Annotated in this window: 27 protein-coding genes; 10 read left to right on the top strand and 17 right to left on the bottom strand. The window is 42.7% G+C overall.

Annotated elements, in window-relative coordinates:
- Positions 1 to 121: 121 nt before the first annotated feature.
- The 4 genes from EAH55_RS15770 to pdxH all read right to left on the bottom strand — a co-directional run bounded on the left by EAH55_RS15770 (position 122) and on the right by pdxH (position 3,585).
- Positions 122 to 1,318 (bottom strand): NADH-quinone oxidoreductase subunit D, encoded by a 1,197-nt coding sequence (locus EAH55_RS15770; RefSeq protein ID WP_449406656.1) that lies wholly within the window; start codon positions 1,316 to 1,318, stop codon positions 122 to 124.
- 133 nt (positions 1,319 to 1,451) lie between these two features.
- Complete coding sequence (locus tag EAH55_RS15765; protein ID WP_114938293.1) at positions 1,452 to 2,300, bottom strand: cupin-like domain-containing protein; 849 nt, start codon at positions 2,298 to 2,300, stop codon at positions 1,452 to 1,454.
- Between the two features lie 143 nt (positions 2,301 to 2,443).
- Positions 2,444 to 2,941, bottom strand: coding sequence for an NADH-quinone oxidoreductase subunit C (locus EAH55_RS15760; protein WP_121810498.1), 498 nt, complete (start codon positions 2,939 to 2,941; stop codon positions 2,444 to 2,446).
- Positions 2,938 to 3,585: a pyridoxamine 5'-phosphate oxidase gene (gene pdxH, locus EAH55_RS15755; RefSeq protein ID WP_121810497.1), complete on the bottom strand. Its 648-nt coding sequence runs from the start codon at positions 3,583 to 3,585 to the stop codon at positions 2,938 to 2,940. Before pdxH ends, EAH55_RS15760 begins: the two co-directional genes overlap by 4 nt.
- 108 nt (positions 3,586 to 3,693) lie before the next feature.
- Here pdxH and EAH55_RS15750 point away from each other — a divergent pair, with 108 nt between their 5' ends.
- Positions 3,694 to 4,257: a YqgE/AlgH family protein gene (locus tag EAH55_RS15750; protein ID WP_112571819.1), complete on the top strand. Its 564-nt coding sequence runs from the start codon at positions 3,694 to 3,696 to the stop codon at positions 4,255 to 4,257.
- Positions 4,258 to 4,395: 138 nt separating this feature from the next.
- On the opposite strand, the gene purE is transcribed toward EAH55_RS15750, so the two are convergent.
- The 4 genes from purE to EAH55_RS15730 form a co-directional block, all read right to left on the bottom strand.
- The gene (gene purE, locus EAH55_RS15745; protein WP_114938290.1) at positions 4,396 to 4,896 is read right to left on the bottom strand and encodes a 5-(carboxyamino)imidazole ribonucleotide mutase; all 501 of its coding nucleotides are present in this window, start codon (positions 4,894 to 4,896) and stop codon (positions 4,396 to 4,398) included.
- A gap of 41 nt (positions 4,897 to 4,937) precedes the next feature.
- Complete coding sequence (locus EAH55_RS15740) at positions 4,938 to 5,288, bottom strand: four helix bundle protein (RefSeq protein ID WP_121810496.1); 351 nt, start codon at positions 5,286 to 5,288, stop codon at positions 4,938 to 4,940.
- Between the two features lie 67 nt (positions 5,289 to 5,355).
- Entirely contained in the window at positions 5,356 to 6,495 is a 1,140-nt protein-coding gene (locus EAH55_RS15735) for a 5-(carboxyamino)imidazole ribonucleotide synthase (RefSeq protein ID WP_112571815.1), read from the bottom strand.
- A 66-nt stretch (positions 6,496 to 6,561) separates the two neighbouring features.
- Positions 6,562 to 6,951, bottom strand: a complete 390-nt coding sequence (locus tag EAH55_RS15730) for a hypothetical protein (RefSeq protein ID WP_121810495.1) — start codon at positions 6,949 to 6,951, stop codon at positions 6,562 to 6,564.
- 176 nt (positions 6,952 to 7,127) lie between these two features.
- Here EAH55_RS15730 and EAH55_RS15725 point away from each other — a divergent pair, with 176 nt between their 5' ends.
- The gene (locus EAH55_RS15725; protein ID WP_121810494.1) at positions 7,128 to 8,009 is read left to right on the top strand and encodes a glycosyltransferase family protein; all 882 of its coding nucleotides are present in this window, start codon (positions 7,128 to 7,130) and stop codon (positions 8,007 to 8,009) included.
- 338 nt (positions 8,010 to 8,347) lie between these two features.
- Here EAH55_RS15725 and EAH55_RS15720 read toward each other — a convergent pair whose 3' ends face one another.
- Positions 8,348 to 9,562: a BaiN/RdsA family NAD(P)/FAD-dependent oxidoreductase gene (locus tag EAH55_RS15720; protein WP_121810493.1), complete on the bottom strand. Its 1,215-nt coding sequence runs from the start codon at positions 9,560 to 9,562 to the stop codon at positions 8,348 to 8,350.
- On the opposite strand from EAH55_RS15720, the gene EAH55_RS15715 reads away from it, so the two are divergent.
- Genes EAH55_RS15715 through EAH55_RS15695 form a run of 5 tightly spaced genes read left to right on the top strand, consistent with a single transcriptional unit; the run spans position 9,561 to position 12,581 of the window.
- Positions 9,561 to 10,175: an NADH-quinone oxidoreductase subunit A gene (locus tag EAH55_RS15715; RefSeq protein ID WP_121810492.1), complete on the top strand. Its 615-nt coding sequence runs from the start codon at positions 9,561 to 9,563 to the stop codon at positions 10,173 to 10,175. The two genes, EAH55_RS15720 and EAH55_RS15715, sit on opposite strands and share 2 nt — an antisense overlap.
- Complete coding sequence (locus tag EAH55_RS15710; RefSeq protein WP_091167978.1) at positions 10,168 to 10,650, top strand: NADH-quinone oxidoreductase subunit B; 483 nt, start codon at positions 10,168 to 10,170, stop codon at positions 10,648 to 10,650. The genes EAH55_RS15715 and EAH55_RS15710 overlap by 8 nt, the downstream gene beginning before the upstream one ends.
- 4 nt (positions 10,651 to 10,654) lie before the next feature.
- Entirely contained in the window at positions 10,655 to 11,176 is a 522-nt protein-coding gene (locus EAH55_RS15705) for a hypothetical protein (RefSeq protein WP_121810491.1), read from the top strand.
- Between the two features lie 6 nt (positions 11,177 to 11,182).
- Positions 11,183 to 11,635 (top strand): DoxX family protein, encoded by a 453-nt coding sequence (locus tag EAH55_RS15700; protein WP_121810490.1) that lies wholly within the window; start codon positions 11,183 to 11,185, stop codon positions 11,633 to 11,635.
- Between the two features lie 37 nt (positions 11,636 to 11,672).
- Positions 11,673 to 12,581: an alpha/beta hydrolase gene (locus EAH55_RS15695; protein WP_121810489.1), complete on the top strand. Its 909-nt coding sequence runs from the start codon at positions 11,673 to 11,675 to the stop codon at positions 12,579 to 12,581.
- On the opposite strand, the gene EAH55_RS15690 is transcribed toward EAH55_RS15695, so the two are convergent.
- Entirely contained in the window at positions 12,559 to 13,191 is a 633-nt protein-coding gene (locus EAH55_RS15690; RefSeq protein ID WP_121810488.1) for a hypothetical protein, read from the bottom strand. The genes EAH55_RS15695 and EAH55_RS15690 overlap by 23 nt on opposite strands.
- Before the next feature lie 101 nt (positions 13,192 to 13,292).
- Here EAH55_RS15690 and EAH55_RS15685 point away from each other — a divergent pair, with 101 nt between their 5' ends.
- Together EAH55_RS15685 and EAH55_RS15680 are read left to right on the top strand one after the other, a co-directional pair.
- Positions 13,293 to 13,778: a hypothetical protein gene (locus EAH55_RS15685; RefSeq protein ID WP_121810487.1), complete on the top strand. Its 486-nt coding sequence runs from the start codon at positions 13,293 to 13,295 to the stop codon at positions 13,776 to 13,778.
- Between the two features lie 2 nt (positions 13,779 to 13,780).
- Positions 13,781 to 14,329 carry a GNAT family N-acetyltransferase gene (locus EAH55_RS15680; RefSeq protein ID WP_121810486.1) on the top strand — a complete coding sequence of 183 codons (549 nt, stop codon included), beginning with the start codon at positions 13,781 to 13,783 and terminating at the stop codon, positions 14,327 to 14,329.
- A gap of 66 nt (positions 14,330 to 14,395) precedes the next feature.
- On the opposite strand, the gene EAH55_RS15675 is transcribed toward EAH55_RS15680, so the two are convergent.
- Together EAH55_RS15675 and EAH55_RS15670 are read right to left on the bottom strand one after the other, a co-directional pair.
- Positions 14,396 to 14,980 (bottom strand): fasciclin domain-containing protein, encoded by a 585-nt coding sequence (locus EAH55_RS15675; protein WP_162996898.1) that lies wholly within the window; start codon positions 14,978 to 14,980, stop codon positions 14,396 to 14,398.
- 326 nt (positions 14,981 to 15,306) lie between these two features.
- A complete protein-coding gene (locus EAH55_RS15670; RefSeq protein WP_121810485.1) occupies positions 15,307 to 15,987 on the bottom strand; it encodes a hypothetical protein in 681 nt (226 codons plus the stop codon).
- 49 nt (positions 15,988 to 16,036) lie between these two features.
- Between EAH55_RS15670 and EAH55_RS15665 the strand changes: the two genes are divergently transcribed.
- Positions 16,037 to 17,050, top strand: a complete 1,014-nt coding sequence (locus EAH55_RS15665; RefSeq protein WP_162996897.1) for a threonine aldolase family protein — start codon at positions 16,037 to 16,039, stop codon at positions 17,048 to 17,050.
- A gap of 124 nt (positions 17,051 to 17,174) precedes the next feature.
- On the opposite strand, the gene EAH55_RS15660 is transcribed toward EAH55_RS15665, so the two are convergent.
- The 5 genes from EAH55_RS15660 to EAH55_RS15640 all read right to left on the bottom strand — a co-directional run bounded on the left by EAH55_RS15660 (position 17,175) and on the right by EAH55_RS15640 (position 26,517).
- Positions 17,175 to 18,194 (bottom strand): aldo/keto reductase, encoded by a 1,020-nt coding sequence (locus EAH55_RS15660; RefSeq protein WP_121810484.1) that lies wholly within the window; start codon positions 18,192 to 18,194, stop codon positions 17,175 to 17,177.
- A 134-nt stretch (positions 18,195 to 18,328) separates the two neighbouring features.
- The gene (locus EAH55_RS15655; protein ID WP_121810483.1) at positions 18,329 to 19,888 is read right to left on the bottom strand and encodes an FG-GAP repeat domain-containing protein; all 1,560 of its coding nucleotides are present in this window, start codon (positions 19,886 to 19,888) and stop codon (positions 18,329 to 18,331) included.
- A gap of 29 nt (positions 19,889 to 19,917) precedes the next feature.
- Positions 19,918 to 21,255: a vanadium-dependent haloperoxidase gene (locus EAH55_RS15650; protein WP_208644861.1), complete on the bottom strand. Its 1,338-nt coding sequence runs from the start codon at positions 21,253 to 21,255 to the stop codon at positions 19,918 to 19,920.
- 159 nt (positions 21,256 to 21,414) lie between these two features.
- Complete coding sequence (locus tag EAH55_RS15645; RefSeq protein ID WP_208644860.1) at positions 21,415 to 24,660, bottom strand: VCBS repeat-containing protein; 3,246 nt, start codon at positions 24,658 to 24,660, stop codon at positions 21,415 to 21,417.
- A gap of 231 nt (positions 24,661 to 24,891) precedes the next feature.
- Positions 24,892 to 26,517, bottom strand: coding sequence for a SusD/RagB family nutrient-binding outer membrane lipoprotein (locus tag EAH55_RS15640; protein WP_121810481.1), 1,626 nt, complete (start codon positions 26,515 to 26,517; stop codon positions 24,892 to 24,894).
- Between the last annotated feature and the right edge of the window lie 5 nt (positions 26,518 to 26,522).

Here is a 26,522-nt window from a genome sequence, read left to right as displayed (position 1 = left end):
TTGTGATGATATTTTTATGTCATTGCCAGGAGGAACGACAAAGCAATCGCATGCTATACAGGGCGGTTATGCTCCTGCGCGGTTGTTGCGCGTTTCACAATGACATATTTATTAGTTTATGCTACCTATCCACCTCGCCCAAAACAAAGTCAATAGAGCCTACAATGGCTATCAGATCTGCGATGAGTACACCTTTAGATAGTTCTGGCAGTACAGAAAGATTATTGAAGCTTGGTCCGCGGGATTTTACACGGGTTGGGATCTCCGATTTACCGTCTGTCATAAAATAGAAGCCGAGTTCACCTTTAGCACCTTCACAGCGTACATAATAATCCTGAGCTTTGGGAATGGTTTTACGTGGCATTTTAGCACGCGGATCAAAATCAGGCGTGCGTTTCAATTCCTTTTGCAAGCGGTCAAGGCATTGCTCAACTATTCTTAATGATTGTTCAATTTCATCAACACGTACTTTATACCTGTCCCAGCAGTCGCCAACTTTACCCATCAGGCCCTGGCCAATCGGGATCTCAAAGTCAATTTCGGGGTAAGCCGAGTAATTGTCAATACGGCGCAGATCCCATTTCAAGCCGGATGCACGAAGCATTGGGCCCGAGCAACCATAGTTAATAGCCACATCAAGCGGTAAAACGCCAACATTGGCTGTACGGGATATAAATACCTGGTTATCGGTAAGCAGTTGGTTAAGCTCAACCATTTTTGGCTTAAAGTATTCTACAAACTCACGGCAGCGCTCTTCAAAGCCAACCGGCAGATCGTAAAACAAGCCACCAACCCAAATGTAATTATATAACATGCGCGAGCCCGAGGCCCATTCCAGCATACCCATAATATGCTCCCTGTCCCTGAAACACCATAGGAAAGGAGTAAAGGCGCCTATATCAATTCCGTAGGTACCAATAGCTATCAGGTGAGATGCAATGCGGTTAAGTTCGCACACCAGCACGCGAATATATTCAACACGTTTGGGGATATCTTTATCAATGCCCATCATGCGTTCAACGCCTATTACAAATGCGTGGCTGTTGTTCATGGAAGCCAGGTAATCCAACCTGTCGGTAAAAGGGATGGTTTGCTGATAGGTTAACGATTCGGCATGTTTTTCAAAGCAGCGGTGCAGGTAACCTATATGTGGAATAACTTCTTTTACGATTTCGCCATCGGTAATCAATTCCAGGCGCAAAACACCGTGGGTTGAGGGGTGTTGCGGACCCACATTGAGGATCATATCCTCAACGCTGGCGTCGGCTATTTTTTTATTATACCTAAGGAGGGCTTCTTCGTATTTGGGGTTTGTAATGACCAATTTTATATCCTGTTAAATTAGTATCCGGCCATATTGCATGAGATGCACGGCCGGATACCAAAAGTCAGTTTTTTTTTTCATTTATCGGACTAATTTCCGGTAAAAATGAAGTAAAATCAATGGTCTGTTATTTAACGGACGATTTGTCGGTCATTTTGCTTATTTGAGTTGCCAGCCACGCGTAGCTATACATAGCAACGGCTTTTGCCTTGCTATCGCGGCTTTTGAAGGTCCAAACGTCCTTCATGAATTCTTTATGATTTTTATTGTTTAGCGTATCAAAAGCAACCGATATAGTTGGTGTTAATGAATATGCCGAGTGCCAGGTGCCAAAAGGAATAAACAATGTTTCGCCGGGGCCAACAACAAAGTGGATAGGAGTAGCATCTTTAAACTTTGGATATTTTTCATAATCCGGTTCAAAAATGTTCAGTTCTGAACGCCATGGATCATCTGGTCGCGGATAAAGCATTTCTTCCTGGCCGCGCGGGAATACAGTGAAACGTTTCTCGCCATAAAGCTGGGTAATCCATGCATTCAAATGATAGTAGTCAATATGCATATAAGGAAACCTGCCACCGGGGCCACCAACAAACATTTCAATAGCGCCACCCCATTTGCCGATATTGAACATCTTATTACGCAGCCAGTTAGGTGAGGCATAATTTAAGTCAAGCGGATCAAGGAGCGGCATCAATTCCGGAATGGTTGAGGGGATATCAAAGATCATAGGATAGGGGGCCGGCTTATCTTCGGTGCTGGCCTCTACCATATCCATAATCTGTTTCATGGTATAAGTGGTACCACGGACATCAGTTTTACGGTCGGGATAATTTTCACGAAACCAATCGGGGGTAAAGAGGCCGTTAGCCTTCCAAACTTTAGCTGCTTTGGTAAAAACCAGCGGAATGCCGGGTTTATAATGTTCCTCAATAAATTCCTCGTAGGTGATGTTATCTCTCCTTATAATATCCATGGTTTAGTAAATAGGGTTATACAATCTTACAAAAAAGATTTATTTAAACTATGGATATTATACGGGAACGGGCTTAAATAGTTAAACCTGAATATTTGATATTCACAAAATATTCATCCTGATAACGATAAGTAACCGCGAATTTAATCTATCCTGATACCCTTATAAAACTCGGCATTTTGATAATCTTTCCTTAAAGGAAAACCTTCCCAATCATCAGGTAACAAGATCCTGCGAAGGTCTGGGTGGCCTTCAAAATATATTCCCAACAGATCATAAGCTTCACGTTCATGCCAGTCGGCCGTGCGATAAACTGATGTTACGCTTTTAAACTCGGGCAGTTCAGTGCTTTCTTTTGAATGCGGTTTGCTGATTTTTAAGGTTAGCTGTGTTTTATACGGGATGGATGCCAGGTGATAAACCACGCCATAACGGTTGGTTTCGTCATTATAATGCACCCCACTCAGGCTCGACAGAAAATCAAAATAAGTTTTGGAGTTATTGCGTAATTCCAGGCATACGGCGGTAATATCATCCGGGTTGATGAGTAATGCCGGTTGCAAACCGGTTGTTTCTTTGCCTGTTATTACGGTATCACCAAATTTTTCGGTGAGCAGCTGTTTAATGTCATCAAAACTCATGGTGCAAGGCGTACTTTTTTCCAGGTTTTTTTATCAGTTTTTTTATACAGGATGCGGTCGTGCATGCGGCTTGGGCGACCTTGCCAAAACTCAATTAATTGCGGCTTTAAGATATATCCTCCCCAGTACGATGGTTTAGGCACCTCCTTGTCGGCATATTCAGCTTCCAGTTCATTCCATTTTTGCTCCAATGCATCGCGGCTTTCAATTTCCTGGCTTTGTGGTGATACTACAGCGCCAACCTGACTGCCTTTAGGGCGCGAATGAAAATACTTTTCAGAATCTTCCTTGCTTACTTTTTCGATGGTGCCTTCAATACGTACCTGTCTTTCCAGCCCTCCCCAAAAAAATGTTAAAGCACCCTGCGGGTTCTTGGCTATCTCTTTGCCTTTGCGACTTAAGTAATTGGTAAAGAATATGAAACCGCCTGCGTTAAAGCCTTTTAAAAGCACAATACGCGCCGAAGGCTTACCGTTTACAGTAGCTGTTGAAAGCGTCATGGCGTTGGGCTCATGCAATTTTGCCTCCAATGCTTCGTTAAACCATTGTTCAAACTGTTTAATAGGATCGCCCTTGGTGCTGTTTTCTGACAGCGTAGAGGCACTATAATCCTGCCTTAAATTTTGTATTTCCTGCTGATTCATTTTAATGCAAACTTACAAATTAATTAAACCGTATATAATGATGTAAATCATTATTCATAATTGAACATATTTTTGCTATGCTTGTTATGTATTTAAACACTAAACTTTATGCTTAGTCCTATAGCGGCCGCGGCAGGCCATTTACTCATTTCGGAACCCTTTATGATGGATCCGAATTTTAGACGAGCAGTGATAATTTTGACAGAATACTCTGCGGATGGTGCTATGGGCTTTATCCTTAACCATCAAAGTGAATATTTATTAGGCGATGTGTTGCCGGATGTTTCATACTCCGAAATGCCTGTTTACGAAGGTGGCCCGGTTGCAAAAAATACATTGCATTTTATCCACTGCGCTCCCGATAAAATAGAAGGTGGGATTGAAATTGCCGATGGCCTTTATTGGGGCGGTGATTTTGACCAGGTGAAAGAGCTGGTATCCAATTATCAGTTAGGAACGGATGAAATTAAGTTTTTTGCCGGCTATTCTGGCTGGACCCCTCAACAGCTTGACGAAGAAATAAAAGAAGACAGTTGGATTGTAACCAACAAATTTGACGTTGAAACGCTGTTCACCCTGGATGAACAAAACCTGTGGCGACAGGTAGTGATCAGCCTCGGCCAGCGCTACGCCCACATCGCTAATTTTCCGGAAAATCCGGCTTTGAATTAGTGGCAGTTGCAGTTTTTAGTAGCAGTAGCAGTTTTCAGTGGAAGTAAATAATAAAGGGCATGTTTATAAAACCTGCCCTTTACTTTTTTTAGTCAAATTATTACTGGAACTACCACTGCTACTAAAAACTGCTACTCACTAATCCCCGTCTTCCATTTCCTTTGCCGACTCTTCAACTTTCTTTTTAAGGTTTTCTTTAAAGTCGATAAGGTTTTTTACAAGGTATTCATCTGCCGTCGATAGGATCTGCGCTGCAAGGATACCGGCGTTTTTAGCCGCGTTTAATGCTACTGTAGCTACCGGGATGCCGTTTGGCATTTGTAATATGGACAGGATAGAATCCCAGCCATCGATAGAGTTACTTGATTTTACCGGCACGCCAATTACGGGCAGGTGAGTTAATGAAGCAACCATGCCGGGCAAATGCGCCGCGCCGCCGGCACCGGCTATGATCACCTTTATACCGCGATCAGCAGCGGCACGTGCATAGCTGAACATCCTGTCGGGTGTGCGGTGGGCCGAAACAACGGTTATTTCATAATCAACGCCTAATTCGGCTAAAACATCGGCAGCATCCTGCATTACGCTCAGGTCTGATTTGCTGCCCATTATAATGGCGACTTTTGTAGTGGTACTCATGGGGCTAATGGTTCATAGATCATGGTTCATGGTAAGATCAGTTAAATGGAATTTTTCAACGCCGTGATCATCTTTACCAATACTTCATAATCGGTGTATAAATCTTTAAAGTTATCTTCTGTGATATAATTTCTTCTTTTCGCGATAAAAAGACAGCTTACAACTTCGATGGCAGATCTTAGGGAATAACCTAAAAAGACCTTGAAAGCTGCTTTGCTTTGCCCCGTTGACCCTTCTGCTATATTCAGAACAACGGAATCAGCGGCACGTTTTATCTGCGATGTTAAAATGTAAATTTCTTCTTTGGGAAATGTTTTAGTCAGTTGATTTATTTGTTCATCCAAATCCATTGCTTTTTGCCAAACTTGCAGATCTTCAAATCTAAATGCCATTATAAAATACAATTTTCAATAAATAAGGTGAGCTGCTATGAACTATGAACCATCAACTATGAACTAATTAGCTAATTACTTTCAATGTTTTCTGCACAAACCGTGCCTTTTCTATTGCTTTTTCCCTATCTGCATCAACAATGGTTACGTGGCCCATCTTCCTAAATGGTTTAGTGAGCGCTTTACCATATAGGTGAATATACACTCCAGATAGTTTTAATACTTTTTCAATGCCCTGGTAAATAGCGGGCCCTTCGTAACCGGCTTCGCCTAAAACGTTAACCATGATGGCATTGTTAAGGCAGGCGGTATCACCCAACGGTTGGTTAAATATCGCCCTTAAATGTTGCTCAAATTGCGATACTACATTACCTTCAATAGTTTGGTGACCGCTGTTGTGCGGGCGTGGGGCCAGTTCATTAACCAGGATGCGGCCATGTTTATCTAAAAACATTTCTACCGCTAATAAACCTACAATTTTAAGGCTGTCGGCAATCTTTTTGGCTATTTGCTCGGCTTTTTGCTGTATGGCGAATGGCAGGGTAGAAGGTGCGATCAAAAACTCAACCAGGTTGGCTTTGGGGTTAAACTCCATTTCAACCATCGGGAAGGTACTGATCTCTCCGTTTTCATTGCGGGCAACAATTACGGCTATCTCCTTTTCAAAATCTATCCATTGCTCAATAAGGCTTGGCTCTTTAAAAGCGCCTGCAAGGTAGCTTTCGTCAATTACTTTATATACGCCTTTGCCATCGTAGCCGTCTTTACGTAACTTCTGAATGTATGGGAAAGGAATTAAACTTTGCTGAAGCTGCTGAGGGGATGATATGATCTGGAAATCGGCAGTTGGGATATCGTTTTCTTTAAAAAACTGTTTCTGCAAACCTTTGTCCTGTATCAACCTGATAATACGCGATTGCGGGTAAACTAACACGCCTTCTTTTTCCAGTTGTTCAAGGGCATCAACGTTAACCTTCTCTATCTCAATAGTAAGCAGGTCGACAGTTTTGCCAAAGTTATACACCGTTTCATAATCGCCCAGTGAGCCTACGGTAAACTCATCGCATAGCTTACGGCAGGGTGCCTCGCGGTCAGGATCAAGAATTTTAACAGTAACGTTATAGTTTATGGCTTGCTGTATCAGCATGCGGCCTAACTGTCCGCCGCCTAAAATACCCAGTTTTAAATCTCCGTAAAATGCTTTCATATTTTGCAACTGCAAGTTTAGCCTAAATCTTTCAAAAAGCCTATTAATGCTTTAAACTACGACTAATCATCGACGTTTTTTGGTCATCAGGTAATAAAAAACGCTATGTACTATTACAAAGGTAATGGCGGTAATAAAGTAAAACGCCTTGTTTTCGGGACTTAACTGCAGCCTGAACGCTGTAATTGTAAACACAACAGAACCGGCATAATAAAGCACAAGCCTTATTGAAAGGTTATTGTAATATGCCGGGTTTGCTAAAAACAACATAGGCAGTGTCATTACAAAAATGATAATATTGAGGAATGCTAAACTCTCTGATAGTGAGGGTAGTATTACTTTCAAATCTTCACCTACGCCTTTGTGTTGAAGCGCGTAATAAGCACAACTTGCTATGATGGATATGATAACCGAAAAAAGGAAAGTTTTAAAAAGCTGTTTGGCGAGTGCCTTCATAGTGATATTGATTGATATGGGTTATCGCTAATAATGCGATAAATTAATAATTTACAAATTAACGCATCGGCGGCCAAAATGCGTTAATCCCAATGTCACAAATTGATTGTAGCCACTGAGTACTGTCTCGAATCTTGTTTCTATAAGTCTTGATTCTGTTAATTATCTTCGCAGCTATGAAAGTATCCGGTTTTACCTTTATCAGGAACGCTGTACGTAACGATTATCCTATTGTGGAGGCTATTGGTTCGATATTGCCGCTTTGTGATGAGTTTATTGTTGTGGTTGGTAATTCTGACGATGGCACCCGCGGACTGATCGAGGCTATCAACTCACCGGTTATCAAAATCATCGATTCGGTTTGGGACGAATCCCAGCGAGAAGGGGGGAAGGTGTTTGCTACAGAAACGGATAAAGCTTTTGCTGCTATATCGCCGGATGCCGACTGGTGCTTTTACATTCAGGGTGATGAAGCCGTACACGAAAAATATCATCCGCTGATAAAAAAGGAAATGCAGGAAGCTTTGAATAAACCTAATATCGAAGGTCTGCTGTTTAAATACCTGCATTTTTATGGCTCGTATGATTATTACGGGCATTCGAGACGTTGGTACCGCCGCGAAATCCGTTTACTCAAGAACATCAAAGGCATCCATTCATACCGCGATGCTCAGGGCTTCAGACTTGATGATCGCAAAATAAACGTAAAACTTATTGATGCTTATATCTATCATTATGGTTGGGCCAAGCCACCTAAAGGCTTAAGCAATAAGGTGCGCAATTTTAACCAGTTTTATCATGATGAAAACTGGATGGCGCAAAACCTGCCCGAAACTTACGAGTTTGACTACAGCAATGCCGATCGCCTGATCCGCTTTACCGGGACACACCCCGCGCCAATGCAAAAACGGATTGCGGCCACCAATTGGAATATCGATTTCGACCACAAAAAATTGAGAAACCAGATGAACTTCAGGCGTAAGCTATTGCAGAAGGTAGAAGATATTACCGGTTGGAGGGTTAGCGAGTATAAAAACTACAAAATAGTGGAGCGGTAGATAAACTATCGTCATTGCGAGTAACCATCAGGCGGGCCTGAAAAAAAACGTGATGACGTATAGCGTATATTTTAGAGATGGTGTGCGGAGGCCGCGTTAGTGATAGGAGCGGATACCGGCCTTGTGGCTAATGCCTGTGTAGTATGAGCGTATAGCACGGGCCGCAGGCAACGCCCATATTTACAATAATAGAATCAAAAAAATATCATTAATAATCAATAACTTACAATGACGTGATTATAAGATACGAAGCAACCGCACGCTGCCCAGAGCGGCCATGCTTCCGTGCGATTGCCACGCTTCGCTCGCAATGACATGGATTTTGGGAATGGTTAATATTATATATTCTGCGCTATTACAAAGCCGCTTGCCCAGGCCCATTGAAAATTATAGCCGCCGAGCCAACCGGTAACATCCACACACTCACCTCCGAAAAACAACCCGGGTACTTTTTTAGCTTCCAGTGTTTTGGACGATAGCTCATCAGTAGCTACACCGCCGCGCATCACTTCGGCTTTATCATAACCTTTATCGCCGGCAGGTTTCACCTTAAAATCATGAATAAGTGTGCTGATATTTTCAATATCGGTTTTATTCAACGATGCCATGTTTTTCTCGGCTGGTAGCTTATCACTCAATGCCTCGGCAAATTTGCGGGTATATAACGATGCTATGTAGGCCAGCAACATTTTTTTGCCATTGGTTTCCTTTTCCTGTTGAATCAGGTCGGCAATGTTTTGATTAGGGAGCAGGTCGATATTGATAGATTCGCCGGGTTTCCAGTAGGAAGAAATTTGCAAAATGGCTGGTCCGCTGAGGCCCCAATGAGTAAACAGGATGTTCTCTTCAAAGCTGGCCCTGTCGTTCCAAACCCTGCAAAAAATGCTGTTGCCGGATAGTTGCTCGTACCATGGCTGGTCTTTACCGGTAATGGTAAGCGGCACCAGGGCAGGGGCGGTATCAGTAACTTTTAAACCAAAATTGCGGGCAGTGCGCAGACCAAAATCTGTAGCTCCCATTTTAGGAATAGGCAAACCGCCCGCCGCCATTACTACGCTGGCGGCGCTTATATATTCCTGCTTGCCATTTACTTCCGCGCGAACTGTAAAGCCATCGTCAGTTTTTTCAATGGCTTTTACTTCTGTATCAAGCCAAATCTCCTGCCCAAGATCATCACACAGATTGGTGAAAACCTCAACAACGTCTTTCGCTTTGTCGCTTACCGGAAAAAGCTGACCAAGTGTTTTTTCTTTACCGCTGATACCATAAGTTTCAAAAAAGCTGACCGTATCATCAACTGTCCATTGCGAAAAGGCTGATTTACAGAAATGTGGATTCTGCGAAATAAACTGCTGATCTGTGGCGTAAAGGTTGGTGTAGTTACAACGCCCGCCACCGCTGATGAGGATCTTGGCGCCAACACGGTCGTTTTTTTCAAGCACCAGTACATGTTTGCCCAAAAAGCCCGCCTGTACGGCACACATGAGGCCGCATGCACCTCCACCAATTATTATAGCGTCAAAATCTGTTTGTTTTACTAAATTTGTACTCATGACGGATGTTTCGCAAATATCAGAATTTGGAAAGATACTCATCTTTATTATTACAGGGATAATAATGGTGTGTGTGATATTTTTTATCAACAGACTTTTAGCCCCTAATAATCCCAACGCCGAAAAATTAAGCTCTTACGAATGTGGTGAGGAACCTACCGGTAATGCCTGGTTGCCCTTTAATCCGCGTTTTTATGTTATAGCATTGGTTTTTTTGCTGTTTGATGTAGAGATGGTATTTATTTTTCCATGGGCTACAGTATTTGGCAGCCATGAAATTGCGGCACAGGACACACGCTGGGGATGGCTTTCATTGGCGGAGATGTTTGTGTTTTTGGGCATCCTGATTGTTGGTTTGGTTTACGTTTGGCGCAAAGGCGACCTGGATTGGATAAAACCTGCCCCGGTTGTGCCACATACCGATGTGCACATCCCGCCATCATTGTATGAGCAGTTAAACCAGGAGCAAAGCACGTTTACAGTAAAAGCTTTCAACGCCGATACCGTAGTGCCTGCTACTGCAACTGCCGCTGCTGCTGCAACTACACCTTCTGCCGAGCCCGCCCGCAAACCAATGTTTAAACCTGCCTTTAAAAAGCCTGCAAATGAATAACGATATAACAAGTGAAAACGGTGGCGTAGTGATAACCAAAATGAATGACCTGCTCAACTGGGCACGTTTGTCATCATTATGGCCGCTTAGTTTTGGTATAGCCTGCTGTGCTATTGAAATGATGGGCTCTATGGCCTCTACATATGACCTTGACCGTTTTGGTGTTTTCCCGCGCCCCTCTGCCCGCCAGGCTGATGTGATCATCATTGCGGGTACTGTTACCTTCAAAATGGCCGAACGCATTAAACGCCTTTACGAACAAATGCCCGACCCTAAATACGTGATCTCGATGGGCTCATGTTCCAACTGCGGCGGCCCATACTGGCAGCATGGCTATCATGTGGTAAAAGGCGTTGACAGGGTAATTCCTGTTGATGTGTATGTACAAGGCTGCCCACCCCGGCCGGAAGCGCTTATTGGCGCTATTTTAGAACTGCAGAAGAAGATTGAAGGGGAGCAGTTGATAAAGGCGTAAAATAATGCCGGGACCTAAAGGTTTAAAAAAGCCACTATTTTATTTTGAGCCATTGTCCACATGGGATTTAGTTACTGTGTGGGGCTATGGCGTCATAACAGTGATTTTTATATTTTATAACTTTTGCGATGTAGGCCCCAATAAAGTTGTTAGTTTAATTTTTTACACGGTACCCCTTCAACTGTTCAATTATTTTCTAAACTACGTTTCTTTAAGAAATTTAAAAACCTTTTTAATTTGGTGTGGGTTTGGAGCAGTTCATATCTGCTTATTCTTTTTATTGAAAAACAATACCGTTTACAACGGGGCACGGGGCGTTTTGCTAAATACAACTATATTGTTGTTTTTATACCAGGGACTTAGAATAACAAGCAGAAAAATTCAAGGGCAAGAGTTAGGTATGCCAACTAATCAATATAAAGATTTATTTGATAACAGAGATATCACGGTTTGGGATTTTATCTTCTTCGCAATATATTTTGGTAGTTTTGGTTACTTAAGTGTATTTGCCATGTCTAAAGTTTAGTTAACTATGAAAGTCCTGCTCGTTCTCATCATAAGTTTTATCCTTACACTCATGATCTCCCGCCTTTTTATGAGCGATTGGAATGTTATGCTTAGCGGTAATGTCGCCATGATGCTGATGCTTTGGTTTGCCTCATTGGGGCACTTTATGTTTACCAAAGGTATGGTAATGATGATGGCGGCTTTTATCCCATTTAAAGGCACCTTGGTTTATTTAACGGGCGTAATGGAAATAATCCTCGGGCCTTTACTGGTTGTTAATGGCACAAGGCATATCGCAGGTATTATTTTACTTGTTATGTTTGTGGTTATGTTACCCGCTAACATCAACGCTGCCATAAAACATGTCAATTTTGAAAAAGCCACATATGACGGAAGTGGTACCGGCTACCTTTGGTTTCGCATTCCATTGCAATTGTTGTTCATAGCCTGGATTTTATATTTTTCGTTAGGAATTTGATTAGGGATATATCTTATCTTTAAGCGATTAACCAATTATGAAAAAGATAACCCGAAACCTGCTGATCATTCTGACCTGCGCTTTGTCTGCATCTGTCCACGCTCAAACTTCAAGCCCTAAACAGCCATTTTTTCCGAAGGGGACTGTTTTATATGGCGATGTAAACTACGCGGGCGATACTTTAAAAAAGCATTTACTGGATATTTACCTGCCGCCGGTTGCAAAAGATAGCTACCCGGTTATCATCTGGATTCATGGTGGGGCCTGGATGCTGAATGATAAATATGCAGATATGGGTTACATGCAGAAAACTGTTCAGGGTTTTATCGATAATGGTTATGCCGTGGCTTCTATCGATTACCGCTGGAGCACTACCGCACCATTCCCGGCACAAATTCAGGATTGTAACCAGGCTATCGAATTCTTGTATCAAAACGCTTCAAAATATAAGCTTAATAAAGACAAGTTTGGGGTGATAGGCTTCTCGGCCGGAGGGCATCTGGCTTCGTTGCTGGCTCTATCAAACAATAACAATGTCAAAGAATTTTATCCCGGAGGAAACCAACCTCATTTTAAAATAAAACTGGCGCTCGACTTTTACGGGCCGTCAAATTTCCTGTCGCTTAAAGGCAGTGATGTTAATGATCCTAAAAGCCCGGTTAGTTTGCTGCTTGGTGCATATGCGATTGACCGACCCGATCTGGCTAATATAGCCAGTCCGGTTACATACGTTGATAAAAACGATCCGCCATTTCTAATCGTTCAGGGTGAAAAGGACGAATCGGTCAATTATACCCAGTCGGTATTGCTAAGCTCTTATCTTAAACTTGCCGGAGTTAAAAATGAGATCATCATAGTACCTAACGCGCCGCATTACGGGGTAATGTTTGATGCTGAAGATATCAGGAAAAGGGTATTTTATTTTATGGATGAATATCTGAAGTAATTTCACCCGCAGCACTTTGGTGCTCTTTTACGATAGTTTTCAAAAGCGATTGCAATGCCAGCGCGTTCCAGTCGTTCCTAAAGTTGTAGCTTTTTTGCTGACTTTTATTTTCCTTGTGGTAAACCATAAAATAATTAACATAGTTCCCGAGGCCTACCTGGGCATACGGAAGTATGTTTTTGTTATCCCAACTGATTGTACCTTCCTGAAAGGTCATGCCGCAAAATTCAAAACTTTCGCCATTTTTATATCTGTTGTAATGGCTGAGATAATGGTTCACAAAGTGATAATCCCATAATTTATTGACGATATCAATCCATGCTTTCCGATAGATTTTCTTGCGGAAGCCATAGTAGCTGCTAAATTTTATGGTGATCGCATCTTGTCGTGCGGTTTTTATCTCGATAAAGTAATGACGGCCAATAGTGAATGCATAGCCTCTTATTCCCTTTACTCCATACCTAAAAGCTATAAGTTCATCCGAGGGTGTAGATACAAGGTTTTGAATTTGAGGTATTTCGATGGTAATACCATTGTTGCTTATCAGGACCCTCCTGTAAAGCTCGTTACTGAATAGTTTAGGTATCTCAACAGTGAACGTATTGTGCATGTAGCTAAAATAAACAATGTGCGCTTATCTAATCAATAAAAAGTTCATTACAAAAACAGGTTTTTAAACAATAACTTTATGTTTGGATAAAATTTCTACCCATGCTAAAAAAAGTAAATCCGAAGAAAAAAAGCAAACTCGTTAATATCCTTTTTGCAGGGTTTATAACCGGTACTCTTGATGGTCTTGCAGCCATGATCCTGAATTATAAGCTTAATCCGGGCATTATTTTTAAGTTTATTGCCAGCGGTGCCTTTGGGCCGGCTGCTTTCGCAGGCGGTGCCGAAATGATAGTCGCGGGAGTTATTTTTCATTACGTCATTGCTTTTTTATTCAGCGCTGTCTTTTTTCTGCTTTATCCCTTCTTTTACAACGGATTGCGCAATAAATATTTCGTAGCGGTTATTTACGGTATAGCAACGTGGCTTATCATGAATTTGGGCGTGGTGCCGCTCAGTAAAATAACCATGAAGCCAGGCTACCATATTCCTGCAAGTACCATCCTTATCGGTATGCTTACCTTGATAATTTGTATAGGATTACCCGTGGTATTTATTGCCGACAGGGAAAATAAAAAAATCGCATAGCTATGATTACCCCGGAAACAGCAACACTCGTTACCGAACGCCTGAATTTACGCGGATTGCTTGAATCGGATGCTCCAAGGATCTTGGTTATCCGTTCGAGCCCCGAGGTTAATAAATATCTCGACCGCCCTAACGATACCACCATTGAGCAGGCGTTGGCATTTATTAAAAAGATAGAAGGTATTGTAAATAGTGGCAATGGGTATTACTGGGGTATAACGCAAAAGGGGGAGGATGAGCTTATAGGAACAATCTGCTACTGGAACCTCCAGCCTGCCGAAAAAAAGGCAGAAATAGGTTATGAGCTTAATCCCATTTACCAGGGGCTGGGTTACATGCAGGAAGCAGTTTCTGCAGTATTAGAAGCTGGTTTTAATAAACTGGGTTTTGAACTGATAACCGCGTGCCCACAAGAAGGGAACCAAAGTTCGCTAAAGTTATTGCAGAAAAAAGGCTTTGCTCTCGCTGGTGATTTTACAGAGGAAGAAACCGGAAGTAAATATCTTGATTTCAGACTGACCAAAGCTGATTATATGGCTAACAATCCTTAAATGAAAAACCCGGTCATGATAACCGGGTTTTTCGTGGATTTAAAATTTAAACAAAATGATCTGTGATTAAGGCATCATAACGCCATTAATACCGTGTACTACACCATTACTTGCCTCGGTGTCAAATGCAGTAACCAGTACAGCATTGCCTTTGGCATCGGTAATTTGCAGATTGCTTTTATCGTTTACAGATAAATGCAAGGTTTGCCCGTCGATAGTTTTAAGGTCGGCTTTTCCTTTACCCGCGCCTAAAGCCTTAATGATATCAGCCTTGGTATATTTACCCGCAACTACGTGATATTTTAAGATAGGGGCAAATTTGGCCGGGTCTTTCATCAGGGCATCAAACTGTGCTTTTGGCAATTTGCTGAAGGCTACGTCATTTGGTGCAAATATGGTGAAGGGGCCGGGAGCCTGCAAAGTTGGCTCAAGCTGTGCTGATTTTATTGCAAGCGCCATAGGCGCGTAATTAGTTGAAGTTGCCATAACGCCAACCACATCATTTGACGCGGCAGCTGTTGATGTGGCTGCAGGAGCAGCAGTTGTTTTAGCAGTATCTTTTTTTGTTGTGTCCTGAGTCTGAGCCATCGCCTGGGTTGAGAAAAATCCGATAGCTACCGAAGCAACGGCTATTAAAACTGACTTTTTCATGTTCATCTTTTTTTCTGTTTTTGTTGGTGAATTAAAATGTAATGAGTAGCCGTTATGTCGATAATATTAATTAAAAGTTATTTATTTGGTTAATTACTATAGTTTAATAACTTGTAATTATGCTAAATGGTTTTTAATTAATTAACATTTGTGGTTAAACACATGATGTTCAGCCAGAAAAAAGAAGAAAATGGATGTCGCGAAAGGGGTTTTGGCGGGTAGTTACGACGTTAAAAGGGAAGTAACGAGCGATACTAAATTTAGAAATCCAGACTTACGAAGTTTTCAAAACTTCGTAAGTCTTTAACTTTAAAAGCGATAATTAATTATTGCCTTGCTTTTTGCAACTCGTTAAACTTAGCAATGAGTTTATCAATGCTCTTGATATTGAATTTATGCTCATGGATCTGGTCAACCAGGTCCGGTTCATCACCCATAATGTCGCTCATGATATCTTCAAAATTTTCGTCGGTAAGACGTTTCATCCCGGCTGTAGATTCGCCGTAATAGTAAGTGGTTTTTGAACTGCCACGGCCACCGCCACCGCCAAGGTTAATACCAATACCACCGCCAACACCGCCTCCATAGCCGCCTGTACCATATCCAGCTGATACTCCCGGTGAGATGCCAAATCCACTGCCGCCGCCGCCTTTGCCTCCTTTAGCCATGTACAGTTTAACAGGCTCGTCAAGCACTACTTTAACAAAATCGGTTTCTTCTTTAGTCCATGATTCGTTGGCTGGGGCGTGGGCGACAACAAAGCTATCCTGGCCGACAACGAATGACCTCAGATCGCTGGCGCTTAGTTTATATGGATTGTTTTTTTCGTTTTCTCTAAACTCAATAAAGCCTTCGTCTTTGATAGGGCCTTTTCCCGGCGGATTAGTGCGGATAAGCCCGGTTTCGCGATTGCCTTTTACATCGGTAAAGCTACCTGGCTGCCATTTTTGCGATTTTGCTGATACAAAACACAGCATGAAAAATAAAATGATTAAAATTGAGCGCATAAGAAGTTCAGAGTATTGATACAAAGAACGCAAAATTTACAAATTTAATATGATCACTGTTGATTTACGAAGCGATACGGTAACCAAACCCACTTCCGGTATGCTCGAAGCCATGTGGAGCGCCAAAGTAGGCGATGATGTTTTCGGCGAGGACGAAACTATAAACACTCTCGAGGCTAAAGCAGCCGCTATGTTTGGCATGGATGCCGCCATATTTTGCCCGTCGGGTACCATGACCAACCAGATAGCCATTAAATGTTTTACCCAACCGCTTGATGAGCTTATTGCCGACCAAACCGCACACGTTTACCGTTATGAGGGCGGAGGCATCGCTTTTAATTCGGCGGTATCAACCCGGTTGTTGAACGGTTACAGAGGGATTCTTACTCCCGAAATGATAGCACCTGAGATCAACGCGGAGAATATTCATTACCCGCATACCAGTTTGGTTGTGCTTGAAAATACTGTTAACAAAGGTGGAGGTAGCTGTTACACACTTGAGCAGATTAAACCTATTGCTGAGTTATGCCAGGAGAAAGGCCTGAAGCTCCACCTTGATGGCGCCAGGATCTTTAACGCGTTAACCCATACCGGAGATGCCGCGGTTGATTATGGAAAATACTTTGATGGTATTTCGGTTTGCCTGTCGAAGGGGTTAGGGGCTCCTGTAGGTTCGGTTTTATTGGCTGATAAGGAAACGATTAAATATGCCCGTCGCATTCGTAAAGTATTAGGCGGTGGCATGCGCCAGGCCGGTTTTTTGGCAGCGGCAGGTATCTACGCGCTTGACCATCATGTAGACCGTCTGAAAATAGATCACTCCCATGCCCGCATTTTAGGTGAGGAACTGAGCCGCCTGCCATGGGTGAGCAATGTGATCCCGGTTGAAACGAATATTGTTTTGTTTGATACCGTTGAACCAGCTGCTGCCGTACTTGCGAAGTTTGCTGAAAAAGGCATCAGGGCAAGTGAAACCGATAAACACCGCATCCGTTTTGTAACGCATTTGGACGTGCATGCAGAGCAGGTGGAATATACTGTAGATGCGTTGAAATCGCTGTAAAACACCAAAATCATGTCATTGCGAGGAGGAACGACGAAGCAATCGCACGGAAGCAAATCCGCTTTGTATAGCATGCGGTTGCCACGCTTCGCTCGCAATGACATAACTTATTGAGACTTTATATTTACCCTCTGTCCGCTGCTTGCCTTTCAACCATCCAACCCGGATATTCTCTTGTAAGGGCACTTACTTCATCTATTCGTTGAAGTTCATCTGCTGACAGCTTAAGTTCGATTGATTTCAGGTTGTCGTTTAATTGATTGATGTTTTTTGCTCCGATGATGGTGCTGGTTACACCTTTCTGTAAACGAACCCAGGCCAATGCCACCTGCGCGGCAGATACATTGTGTTGTTTGCCAATGTCGCTGATAACATCAATAATGTCATAAGCCTTGTCTTTATTTACAGGTGGAAAATCAAACGTATCACGACGAGAGTCACCTGCTTTTTCGGTATCGCGGGTATATTTGCCAGACAGGAAACCTCCGGCCAGGGGGCTCCATGGCATTACACCAAGGTTAAGATCTTCGGCAACCGGTAATACTTCACGCTCAATATCACGGCCCGCAAGCGAGTAATAATACTGTAGGCCCACAAACTTATTCCAGCCGTTTTTTTCGGCTATGCCCGCAGCTTTCATCACCATCCAGGCAGGCCAGTTACAGCAGGCTATATAACGTACCTTTCCGCTTAGTACAATATCGTTCAGCGCGCGCATGGTTTCCTCAATAGGTGTGCGTTTATCAACACCATGTACATAAAGCACGTCGATATGGTCAAGCTGCAAACGTTTAAGACTGGCATCAACGGAGTTAAAGATGTGAAAACGTGAAAGACCTATACTGTTTATGCCATCGCCCATTTTACCGCGAACTTTGGTGGCAATAACCAGTTCCTCGCGGTTAAAACCAAGGTCGATAATGGATTGGCCCAGTAAAGTTTCGGATTCGCCCTGAGAGTAAACGTTGGCGGTATCAATGAAATTAATGCCCGAGTCAATAACGGTTTTCATAAGTTCATTAACTCCGTCTTGTTTAAGCTGGCCAATAGCCGACCAAATGCCTTGTCCGCCACCAAAGGTCATGGTGCCAAAGCAAATTTCAGATACCAGCAGGCCGGTACCTCCTAAAAAATTGTATTTCATAAGTAGATGGATTTTGTGATGTGAAATTAGTCCTGATATTACCTAATGTCAACCACGAAAAGTCAGCAAAAGGTAAAGTTGGTGTTGGTAACAAGGGTGTTACTATAATTTTAAGCGATTGGATTATCGCCGAATCATTTCTTTGGCTGGTATAATTGGTTATAAAATATACTCAAACCATACTTTGCCGATTTCCATTTTTCGTCAAGTGCTGCGGGGGCAGGGCCGGGGCTTTGGGCAAAATTGCCTGTGATGATATCCATATCGCCATCACCGTCAATATCAGCTTTTTCAAGGGTGAGGGTTTTGATGGGAACATCGCTTTTCTGAATGTACGGTTTAAAAGTAAACTGATCTTTATTCACGTTTTCAAGGTAAATGAACGACTCATCAACCAATTTGCCGGTCTCGGGGAAAAAGGAAGTCGCTACAAAATCAATATCGCCATCTTTGTCAAAATCCTCTGCTAAAACCCTGGTCACACCATATATCGGGTAAAAGAACTTCTCTTTAAATAAATCGGCCCCCTGGTTCATATGGAGCCTGATACCGTGATACGCCTTCAGGATGTTGGAGTAATCGGCATTGTCACCATGTACGGTTACAATATCGGTAAGCCCATCGTTATTATAATCAACTAAAAGCAAGTCTGTTGTGCCATAGTCCGGCGGGAACCGTAGTACACGTTTAGCTTTAAATTTAAGGTTATCCTTTTGGTAAAAGATGTAAACGCTTTCATCGCCTTGCGAAAACATAGCCACAATATCTTTTTTGCCGTCACCATCCATGTCTTTGATATAACACTTGATAGCACCGGGAAGCGGCAGTAGCACATCTTCAATGTATTTGCCTGCCTTGTTTTTTTTAAATAATGACAAGCCACCGGTTTTATTGCCAAAGTTGCATACTATAATTTCCGGAATGCCGTCGTTATTCAAATCAGTTATTCGGGTATTTACCGGCCTGTGTAAGGATGTGATGATTGGTGTACTGGTGGTATCATTAAGCTGCGCATATATTCCAGTACTTAGCTCGGTAGGGTATAATTTACCTATCTCGGTGAGATAAGTGTTGTTTTGATAAAAATTAAAATCAACAACCGGGCTGACCGTGTTTGCGGTTTTGATAACTCCTTTGCCATATTGCCAGTTTAACACCTGGTTATAGTAATTGCCTATCCAAAGTGTTTTTGTTGTGTTATCGTATTTGAGCCCGGTAATAAGCGATGGGGTTTTATTGTCTATTTGTACGTCCTGCCTTACAAACTGGGTAAGCGGGCTATTGCGACTGAGGCGCTTTTCATCCAGGCTAACGCTGTCCGGAGCATTGCTGATGATGTAATCCTTAATCTTAGCCCAATCGGTTTCAGTACAAACGGGCTCTTCAGGGATGATATTGTGTTTTTTTACAATAGTGCGTTCTTCATCAGATAATCCCCTGAGCGGATCATAATTTGGATAAATAATCCCCATCCGGGCTGCCATTACGGGCAGTACATGGGTAGCCCAGATACTTTTGGTAAGCCCCGCCGGGTCAGGAGCTAAATGACAAACTGTACAATGCCGCAAAAACAAAATGTGGCCTTCTTCATCAATCGCGGTGGTTGTCGGTCTCTTTTTCGCGGTGAATGAATTAAGGCTCAGGAGCCCGGTAATAATAAAAAATAATAGTAAAACCGTCCCCCTGATCCGCATAGTAAAAGCTGTTTGCTTTTAACTACGTTCTAATTGCCCAAATAGTTTACTCCCGCTGCTTTTAATTTTTTTATAACAGTTGATGCCACATCCCGCCCTTGCTGGTTGCCGTTTACAATAGCGTCCATAAAATGGATTCCTCCGTAAAAACGAGATAATGATGCTTCTTCGGCAGCTTGTTTGAATGATTTAAAATCACGTGGGCCAACGCCGTATGGGATTTCCGAATCATCGGTATAGCTAAACTTATCGCCCAATAAATAACTCAGCACCCCTGCCGACGAATTTGAAAGTACCGCATGGCCGCTTGGATATTCCGGAAAGGGAGGGGTTTGCAGCATTGGCACCCATTTAATATCAATGTATTTGTTAATATAAGTTTCAGGGCGGATGCCGTTGCTGCGGTATTTCTCGTCCCAGCAACTGATGAAGGCATCCATTTCGGTCATAGCCACCAGGGCTGTTACCTGTATCGATTTGTCGAAACTAAGTCCTGCTTTTTTAACGGCAATACCGGTAACGTTCATCCAGTGCCCCCCCGGGCTAATCTTCTTAAAACCGATCATCATGTGGCCTGATGTGGTAACCGCAAAAGGGTTACAATCCCAAAAGTTGGCGATCATGATCTGCTCTGCTGACATGTTTTTGGATACTTTGTATACCGCATATGCTTCTTTATAAAACTCGCTGGTACTATCAGTGCTGAAAGTTGCTGGCCTTACGGGCACAAATTGGTCGGACGAATCGATAAACATCGGGCGTATGGTTTTCCAGTTTGGTTCAACAGCTTCCATGTACATTGGCGGGGTAGGGAACCAGTTTTTGCCACCTTTTATGGGCGAATACCGGAGCCTGCCGCTCAATTTGTTATAGTTATCCGATTTGGAGTATTTGATAACTTTAGCAGCCATTTCCGTGGCGGCGGCTATAGATTGTTTGATCACATCTTCGCTGATGCCATTCTCTTTCAATAAGGTCAGGTACTTATCTTCATCATCTTGCAGCATGAAACCTGAGGGTAGCATTTGTTTGCCTGTTTCCAGGATGCAATACATTGCGGCTATACGGTAATCATATTTATCTGCCGAGATGCTGACCTGGTTATCTTGTGTATAGCTTTTAATAAAATTGCCAACAGGTACAACGTCTTTATTGTTAAGGCTAACCAAATTATAGGCCCCCAGGGTTACATAAGCGTAGTAACGCGAAGCTGCCGGAGGATTTACCACATCATGGATCATAACCGCCGAAATCGCGTTTACTGCCTTATCGATATGCAGGTACGGAAGGATGGGCTTTTTATTCTTTTGTGCGTAAACAGTAGTGCCTATCAGCGCAAAAAACAATATGGATATTCGTTTGATCATTTTTTAGTCTCTTTCTGAAAAATTGTTTGAGTGCGAGGAACGACGCAACCCCCGATTAGAAGGTCTGCTCTGTATAGTTTGGGATTGCTTCGTTCCTCGCAATGACGATCTTATATTGGAAATCATTTTAAATCACTTTTTAGGCTCAGGCCATCTGACTTAATACTTATAAAACTGCAACGCCTGTCCCGATGCGCCAATCAGCACGTAGTTTGCGCCATTAATTTTTATTTCAGTTGCCGATTTAACATCACCATTTACTGATAATCCCGCTATAGGTTGATTTTGATAAGTGAAACCACCTTTACCATCGCCGGTAAGCAGGCAGCCATAGTTTGCATCAAAACTGCCCAGTTTAAGGCGATTATCTGAATGATTACCCAACAGGAGCAGGTCTGTTTTGCCGTCATGGTTAAAATCGCCTGTGAGGATGTCCGATACCGATGAATATTGGGCCTGTAAAGGCAAAGTCGATTTTATAAACTTACCACCCCTGTTCAGGAAAAGGCATGTTTCCACCTCGTTAGCGGTGAGTTTAGTTGCCTTGGCAAGTTCTTCAGGCGTAAAAATATCCTTCATCGTGGCATCGCAATAAGCTTTGTACGAAGTGAAGCGTTTACGCATTGGATAAATCTGATCGTTCAGTTCATCGCGGCTTACAAAAGGGTAGCTTACACCTTGTATATAAAAATTAAAGAATGGATCAATCGAACCATTGCCGTCAAAATCGGCAAAATACATTTCAGCAGGTTCTGTTTGACTGGCGTGGATCTGTGTGTTTTCGCCAAGGTTACCTGCAATAATATCTGGTTTGCCATCGCCATCAACATCGGTAACTGTGAGGGTATTCCAAAAACCGCTTACCGGATGATCAAAGTATTTGGCAGTTTCATCAACGAACCCCGTTTTTGTGTTGGTAAACACCATCACAGGCATAAACTCGCCGCATATGATTAAGTCTTTACGACCATCACCATTTAAATCAGCCCATTGGGCATCTTTAATCATGCCAATGCCCGTAAACGGAGCATCCGTAATTTCAAAATGGCCGCCTCCTGTGTTAGTGAGCAAATAACTTTTTGGGGCCGATGGGTAATAGCCGGGGATAACGTTTGAGCCTACAAAAAGGTCAATCTTGCCATCACCATTGTAATCGCAGGGGCGCACACATGATTTGCTACTGCCTGTTAATACGGGAAGCGAGGTACTTGAAAAGTTAAAATTGCCTTTGCCATCATTCAGGTATAGCTTGTCCTGTAATTCGTTAGCGCCGGGTTCCAACAATGAATATCCGCCTTTGGCTATATACAGATCCGGAAAGCCATCGCCGTTAGCGTCAAAGAAGGCGGCAGCAGAAGTATTCTCCTTATTAAGATCAGATATTTCCTGAACCGTATAAGTGCCGCCTGCTTTCTGAATGAATAACTTACTCGCTGTATTTTGATCGCCTGCTATGAAAAGATCCTCAAGACCATCTTTGTTTACATCAGCTTTAGCTATTACAGGTCCTGTTTTTGAGCTCATGAAAAGCATCAAAGGCTGACGTTTAAAATCGTTAATAGTGTTTTCTGTATGAGTATAATCAATGGCCGGTTTTGCCAAGCTGAAGATTGATTTTGCAACTGCTTTGCTATCAGCTTTAAATACAGGGCTACCCGTTTTGTAAGTTATATTTAAACGTTGGTTAGCCTTGACACTGGTAAGCAATTGCGATGTTTGATCGGGCCAGATGATCCGCACGGAATCTACCTGTTGCTGGTCTCCCAAGCCAAAATTTAAAACGGTTGACACGCACGATAGATAACCCCTGTTAGGGTTAACCTCCTGGTATTGCACCTGTTTACCGTTATATACAAATACTTTTGAGCCAATGGCGTTTGTATTGCCTTCCGGTTGTTTAAGATTTACCGCGAGATAATTCTTTTTACCGGTTTCCGTGGTCATGTTCTGCAATATGGAAGCCTCGTTGTTGATATTATTGGTAACCAGGTCAAGGTCGCCATCATTATCAAGATCGGCATAAACAGATCCGCTGGAAATACCGCCTTTGTTGATCCCCCAATCCTGCTTCTTATCGGTGAAAGTCAGGTTATGATTGTTTTGAAAAATATAATTTGACAGGGTAGTAGAGGGCATGGCCTTAACCAGGTCCATGAGCAGGAATGGCTCGCGATCCATAGCTTTTTTAAGCTTGTAATCGCCCCAGTAGCGTAAAAAATCTTTGTTGGTATAGTCGCGGAAGTAGCCGTTGGATATAAAGATATCCTTGTAGCCATCATTGTCAAAATCGGCAATGAGGGGGCACCAGCTCCAGTCGGTATTGGAAATACCCGCCAACTGGCCAATTTCGCTGAATGTGCCGTCGCCGTTATTAACCTGCAACATATTACGCATGTATTGCTTGTACAGGTTTTGGTTCAGCATCAGCTCAAATGATTCGTAATTTTCCTGTAGTTGTAACAGTTTTTGGCGACGGTTATCCGGCGGAAGCATATCAAGCGTCATCAAATCCGGCAGGCCGTCGTTATTGATATCGGCAATATCAACCCCCATCGAAAACTGCGACATGTGTTTGAAGCACTTTTTGCTGTCCTCAGTAAAAGTTCCGTTTCCGTTATTTATATATAGGTAGTCGGGTTCGTTGTAATCGTTGGTTACATAAATATCCTGTAACCCATCTTTATTGATATCGGCAATGGCTACGCCAAGGCCAAAAGTGAGGGGATTTTGAATGATGCCCGCTTTTTTGGATACATCAACAAAATGGCCGCCCTGGTTTTCAAATAGTTTATTGCTGGCCAGCTCGTCGGTTTCGGCTTTAGCCTGTGCAAATTCAAGATTGCTGATCTTTTTTACGTTGTGATTAAGCAGGAACATATCCAGCTTGCCATCGTTATTATAATCAAAAAATACAGCCTGGGTACTGTAGCCCGGATCATCAAGCCCGTATTGCTGGGCCATTTCAACAAACTTATTGTTGCCCTTATTGATGAAGAGCTGGTTGCGGCGTTTGACATTATCGCCAAGACCGGAGTAGCATACATAAATATCCAGGAGACCATCGCCGTTAACATCGGCCATGGTAACGCCCGTTTTCCAGTCGCCTGGCCTGCCCGCAAGGCCTGCGCCCGCCTGCAGTGTAATGTCTTTAAATTTTAGATTGCCTAAGTTAAGGTAGAGTTTATTTTGGCCAAGGTTACTGGTGAAAAACAAGTCTTCGAGGCCGTCATTGTTAATATCGCCAACAGCAACACCGCCGCCGTTGTACAGATACTCGTAGGAGAGTACGTTAAGTTTTTCGTCCTCAACCAGATCGTTGCGAAACTTTATATTGGTTTCGTCCGGGGAGAGCAGCTTAAAAAGTGGTTGCTGGGCATTGCCGTGCATGCTTTGTAAGGTAAGCAAGGCAACAGTGCAAAATGTAAAAGTGTTTAATCTTTTAAGTTTAAAATTAAAGAGGGGAGAAGAACAACACATCATCAACAGATTTTATTTTTCCGGGTTGCAGGGGATTTAAATTTAATTATTTGTATTGATAATTGCCACCGGATTATTAATCCTTTTTGTTGTAAAACTAAAAAACAAGGCTATGAAGCCATAGCCTTGTTTTTTAAGGGAATTTATAGAGGGGTATTATTATTTATCCCACCAAACGCGTGACGTAAAGTTATCGCCGCCTGACAGGCTTGCAACAGCTGCGTTGTAATTAGCAGTGTTGGTAGTGATCAGGGTAAGCGGATATATAATACGGCGTGGAATTGAACCATCAGTAAACTGACCAACATATTTAACCGGTGTAAGAACAGGTATACCTGTTCTTCTCCAGTTAGCCCATGTTTCGTTATGGATAAATGTTGAAGATGTTTCAACGTAGTATTCCATATTGATTTGTTGCAATGCTGTAGCCGGTAGCAATGGGTGTGCTGCTGCATAAGCAGTAGCAGTAGCACTGTTTATGGTAGCAGTCGCGTTGAATTGAGCAAGCTCAAGCTGATTGGCAACAAGCGCGTTTGCATAGTGTGTTGCTGCAGTACCTGTATTCCAGCCTCTTGTTGCTGCTTCTGCCAATAACAACTCGGTTTCGCCGTAGGTTAAAAGCATATTGATACCGCTTTTGTCAACAGGGTTAATGCTGGTGCTTGAAGTATAGTAAACCTGCAACCTTGGGCGTGAGTATTTGCCATCTGGTGCAGCAGCATCATTTGCAACTGTTGGATCGGCAGGTGAAGTACCCGGATAACCAGGTGCTTTGCTGATATCAGTAGCACCACCGTTAAGGTCATAACCGTTTGGCATACCGTGTTGAACAGATGCATCGTTATTACCGGCAACGGTTTCGTTTGAGTTAGCTGCTTTACCGGTTCCTGATGCAACCTCAGCGATAGCTGAAATCCGTGGATCGGCAGTGGTTTGCATGTAGTCGATCAAGGTTTTTGACCAGCGTACTTCCCTGAAATCGTCAGGAACAGTTAACGCGTTGATGGTGCTGTTTGAGTTACCATTAGCGTTATCAGTTTTTACTTTAGCGTTATCATCAATGCTGGCCATAGTTCCGCCTGCATATGCTTTTTCAACATATTTTTGAGCAGTAGCAGCGTCAACTTTAGTCAAACGCATAGCAACACGTACCATTAACGAGTAACCTAATTTTTTCCATTTGGTGATATCACCTGTGTAGAAAAGATCAGAGCTTGGTTTGTCTTTTGATGCATCAAGACCTGCAGTAGCGCCATCAAGATCAGCCAACATAGCGTTGTAAATATCCTGCTGCTTGTCAAACTTAGGGGTAAAGATACCTTGTTTAGCCATACCTGCTTCAGAATAAGGAACATCACCATAAGCATCTGTTACACGCTGTAAGATGAACACCTTCATGATGGTGGCAATTTTGTTTAAGTTGGCGTACTCAGCTTTACCATCGGTAAGGTTTTTCATTTCCTGTACAAGTGTTTCAGCAGAGTATCCGCTGTTATAAACCCTTGCTTTGTAATCATTGAATGAACCTTTATAGATGTATTTATCGCCGTTGCCATAATAATCGTAAGTTGAAGCTAACGATTGTGACCACATGCTTTGATAAAGCAGCTGATCGTAACCAGTTTGTGAATACTGGATCTGGGCTTGTGCTAAAAGAAAGTTAGGATTAAACACGGCTGCTGAAGTAGCATTTGGGTTTGTGTTTATCTTGGTGAAATCTTTTGTACAACCCGAAACAAGAGCCGCGGCTAAACATAAACCGCTATATATGAGTCGTTTTTTCATCTCTC

The organism is Mucilaginibacter kameinonensis (assembly GCF_003675385.1).
GTDB classification, from domain to species: Bacteria; Bacteroidota; Bacteroidia; order Sphingobacteriales; family Sphingobacteriaceae; genus Mucilaginibacter; species Mucilaginibacter kameinonensis.
The sequence above is the reverse complement of the archived record's forward strand: the minus strand, read 5'-3'. Positions and strand labels throughout refer to the sequence as shown.

Coding starts and splice junctions, on each gene's coding strand:
- EAH55_RS15715 (WP_121810492.1), top strand. CDS start 9,561: ATGACGGATGTTTCGCAAATATCAGAATTTGGAAAGATACTCATCTTT.
- EAH55_RS15695 (WP_121810489.1), top strand. CDS start 11,673: ATGAAAAAGATAACCCGAAACCTGCTGATCATTCTGACCTGCGCTTTG.
- EAH55_RS15725 (WP_121810494.1), top strand. CDS start 7,128: ATGAAAGTATCCGGTTTTACCTTTATCAGGAACGCTGTACGTAACGAT.
- EAH55_RS15655 (WP_121810483.1), bottom strand. CDS start 19,888: ATGCGGATCAGGGGGACGGTTTTACTATTATTTTTTATTATTACCGGG.
- EAH55_RS15690 (WP_121810488.1), bottom strand. CDS start 13,191: ATGCACAATACGTTCACTGTTGAGATACCTAAACTATTCAGTAACGAG.
- EAH55_RS15640 (WP_121810481.1), bottom strand. CDS start 26,517: ATGAAAAAACGACTCATATATAGCGGTTTATGTTTAGCCGCGGCTCTT.
- EAH55_RS15665 (WP_162996897.1), top strand. CDS start 16,037: ATGATCACTGTTGATTTACGAAGCGATACGGTAACCAAACCCACTTCC.
- EAH55_RS15720 (WP_121810493.1), bottom strand. CDS start 9,562: ATGAGTACAAATTTAGTAAAACAAACAGATTTTGACGCTATAATAATT.
- EAH55_RS15740 (WP_121810496.1), bottom strand. CDS start 5,288: ATGGCATTTAGATTTGAAGATCTGCAAGTTTGGCAAAAAGCAATGGAT.
- EAH55_RS15760 (WP_121810498.1), bottom strand. CDS start 2,941: ATGAGTTTTGATGACATTAAACAGCTGCTCACCGAAAAATTTGGTGAT.
- EAH55_RS15750 (WP_112571819.1), top strand. CDS start 3,694: ATGCTTAGTCCTATAGCGGCCGCGGCAGGCCATTTACTCATTTCGGAA.
- purE (WP_114938290.1), bottom strand. CDS start 4,896: ATGAGTACCACTACAAAAGTCGCCATTATAATGGGCAGCAAATCAGAC.
- pdxH (WP_121810497.1), bottom strand. CDS start 3,585: ATGAATCAGCAGGAAATACAAAATTTAAGGCAGGATTATAGTGCCTCT.
- EAH55_RS15680 (WP_121810486.1), top strand. CDS start 13,781: ATGATTACCCCGGAAACAGCAACACTCGTTACCGAACGCCTGAATTTA.
- EAH55_RS15650 (WP_208644861.1), bottom strand. CDS start 21,255: ATGATCAAACGAATATCCATATTGTTTTTTGCGCTGATAGGCACTACT.
- EAH55_RS15675 (WP_162996898.1), bottom strand. CDS start 14,980: ATGAAAAAGTCAGTTTTAATAGCCGTTGCTTCGGTAGCTATCGGATTT.
- EAH55_RS15660 (WP_121810484.1), bottom strand. CDS start 18,194: ATGAAATACAATTTTTTAGGAGGTACCGGCCTGCTGGTATCTGAAATT.
- EAH55_RS15710 (WP_091167978.1), top strand. CDS start 10,168: ATGAATAACGATATAACAAGTGAAAACGGTGGCGTAGTGATAACCAAA.
- EAH55_RS15700 (WP_121810490.1), top strand. CDS start 11,183: ATGAAAGTCCTGCTCGTTCTCATCATAAGTTTTATCCTTACACTCATG.
- EAH55_RS15705 (WP_121810491.1), top strand. CDS start 10,655: ATGCCGGGACCTAAAGGTTTAAAAAAGCCACTATTTTATTTTGAGCCA.
- EAH55_RS15765 (WP_114938293.1), bottom strand. CDS start 2,300: ATGGATATTATAAGGAGAGATAACATCACCTACGAGGAATTTATTGAG.
- EAH55_RS15670 (WP_121810485.1), bottom strand. CDS start 15,987: ATGCGCTCAATTTTAATCATTTTATTTTTCATGCTGTGTTTTGTATCA.
- EAH55_RS15735 (WP_112571815.1), bottom strand. CDS start 6,495: ATGAAAGCATTTTACGGAGATTTAAAACTGGGTATTTTAGGCGGCGGA.
- EAH55_RS15730 (WP_121810495.1), bottom strand. CDS start 6,951: ATGAAGGCACTCGCCAAACAGCTTTTTAAAACTTTCCTTTTTTCGGTT.
- EAH55_RS15685 (WP_121810487.1), top strand. CDS start 13,293: ATGCTAAAAAAAGTAAATCCGAAGAAAAAAAGCAAACTCGTTAATATC.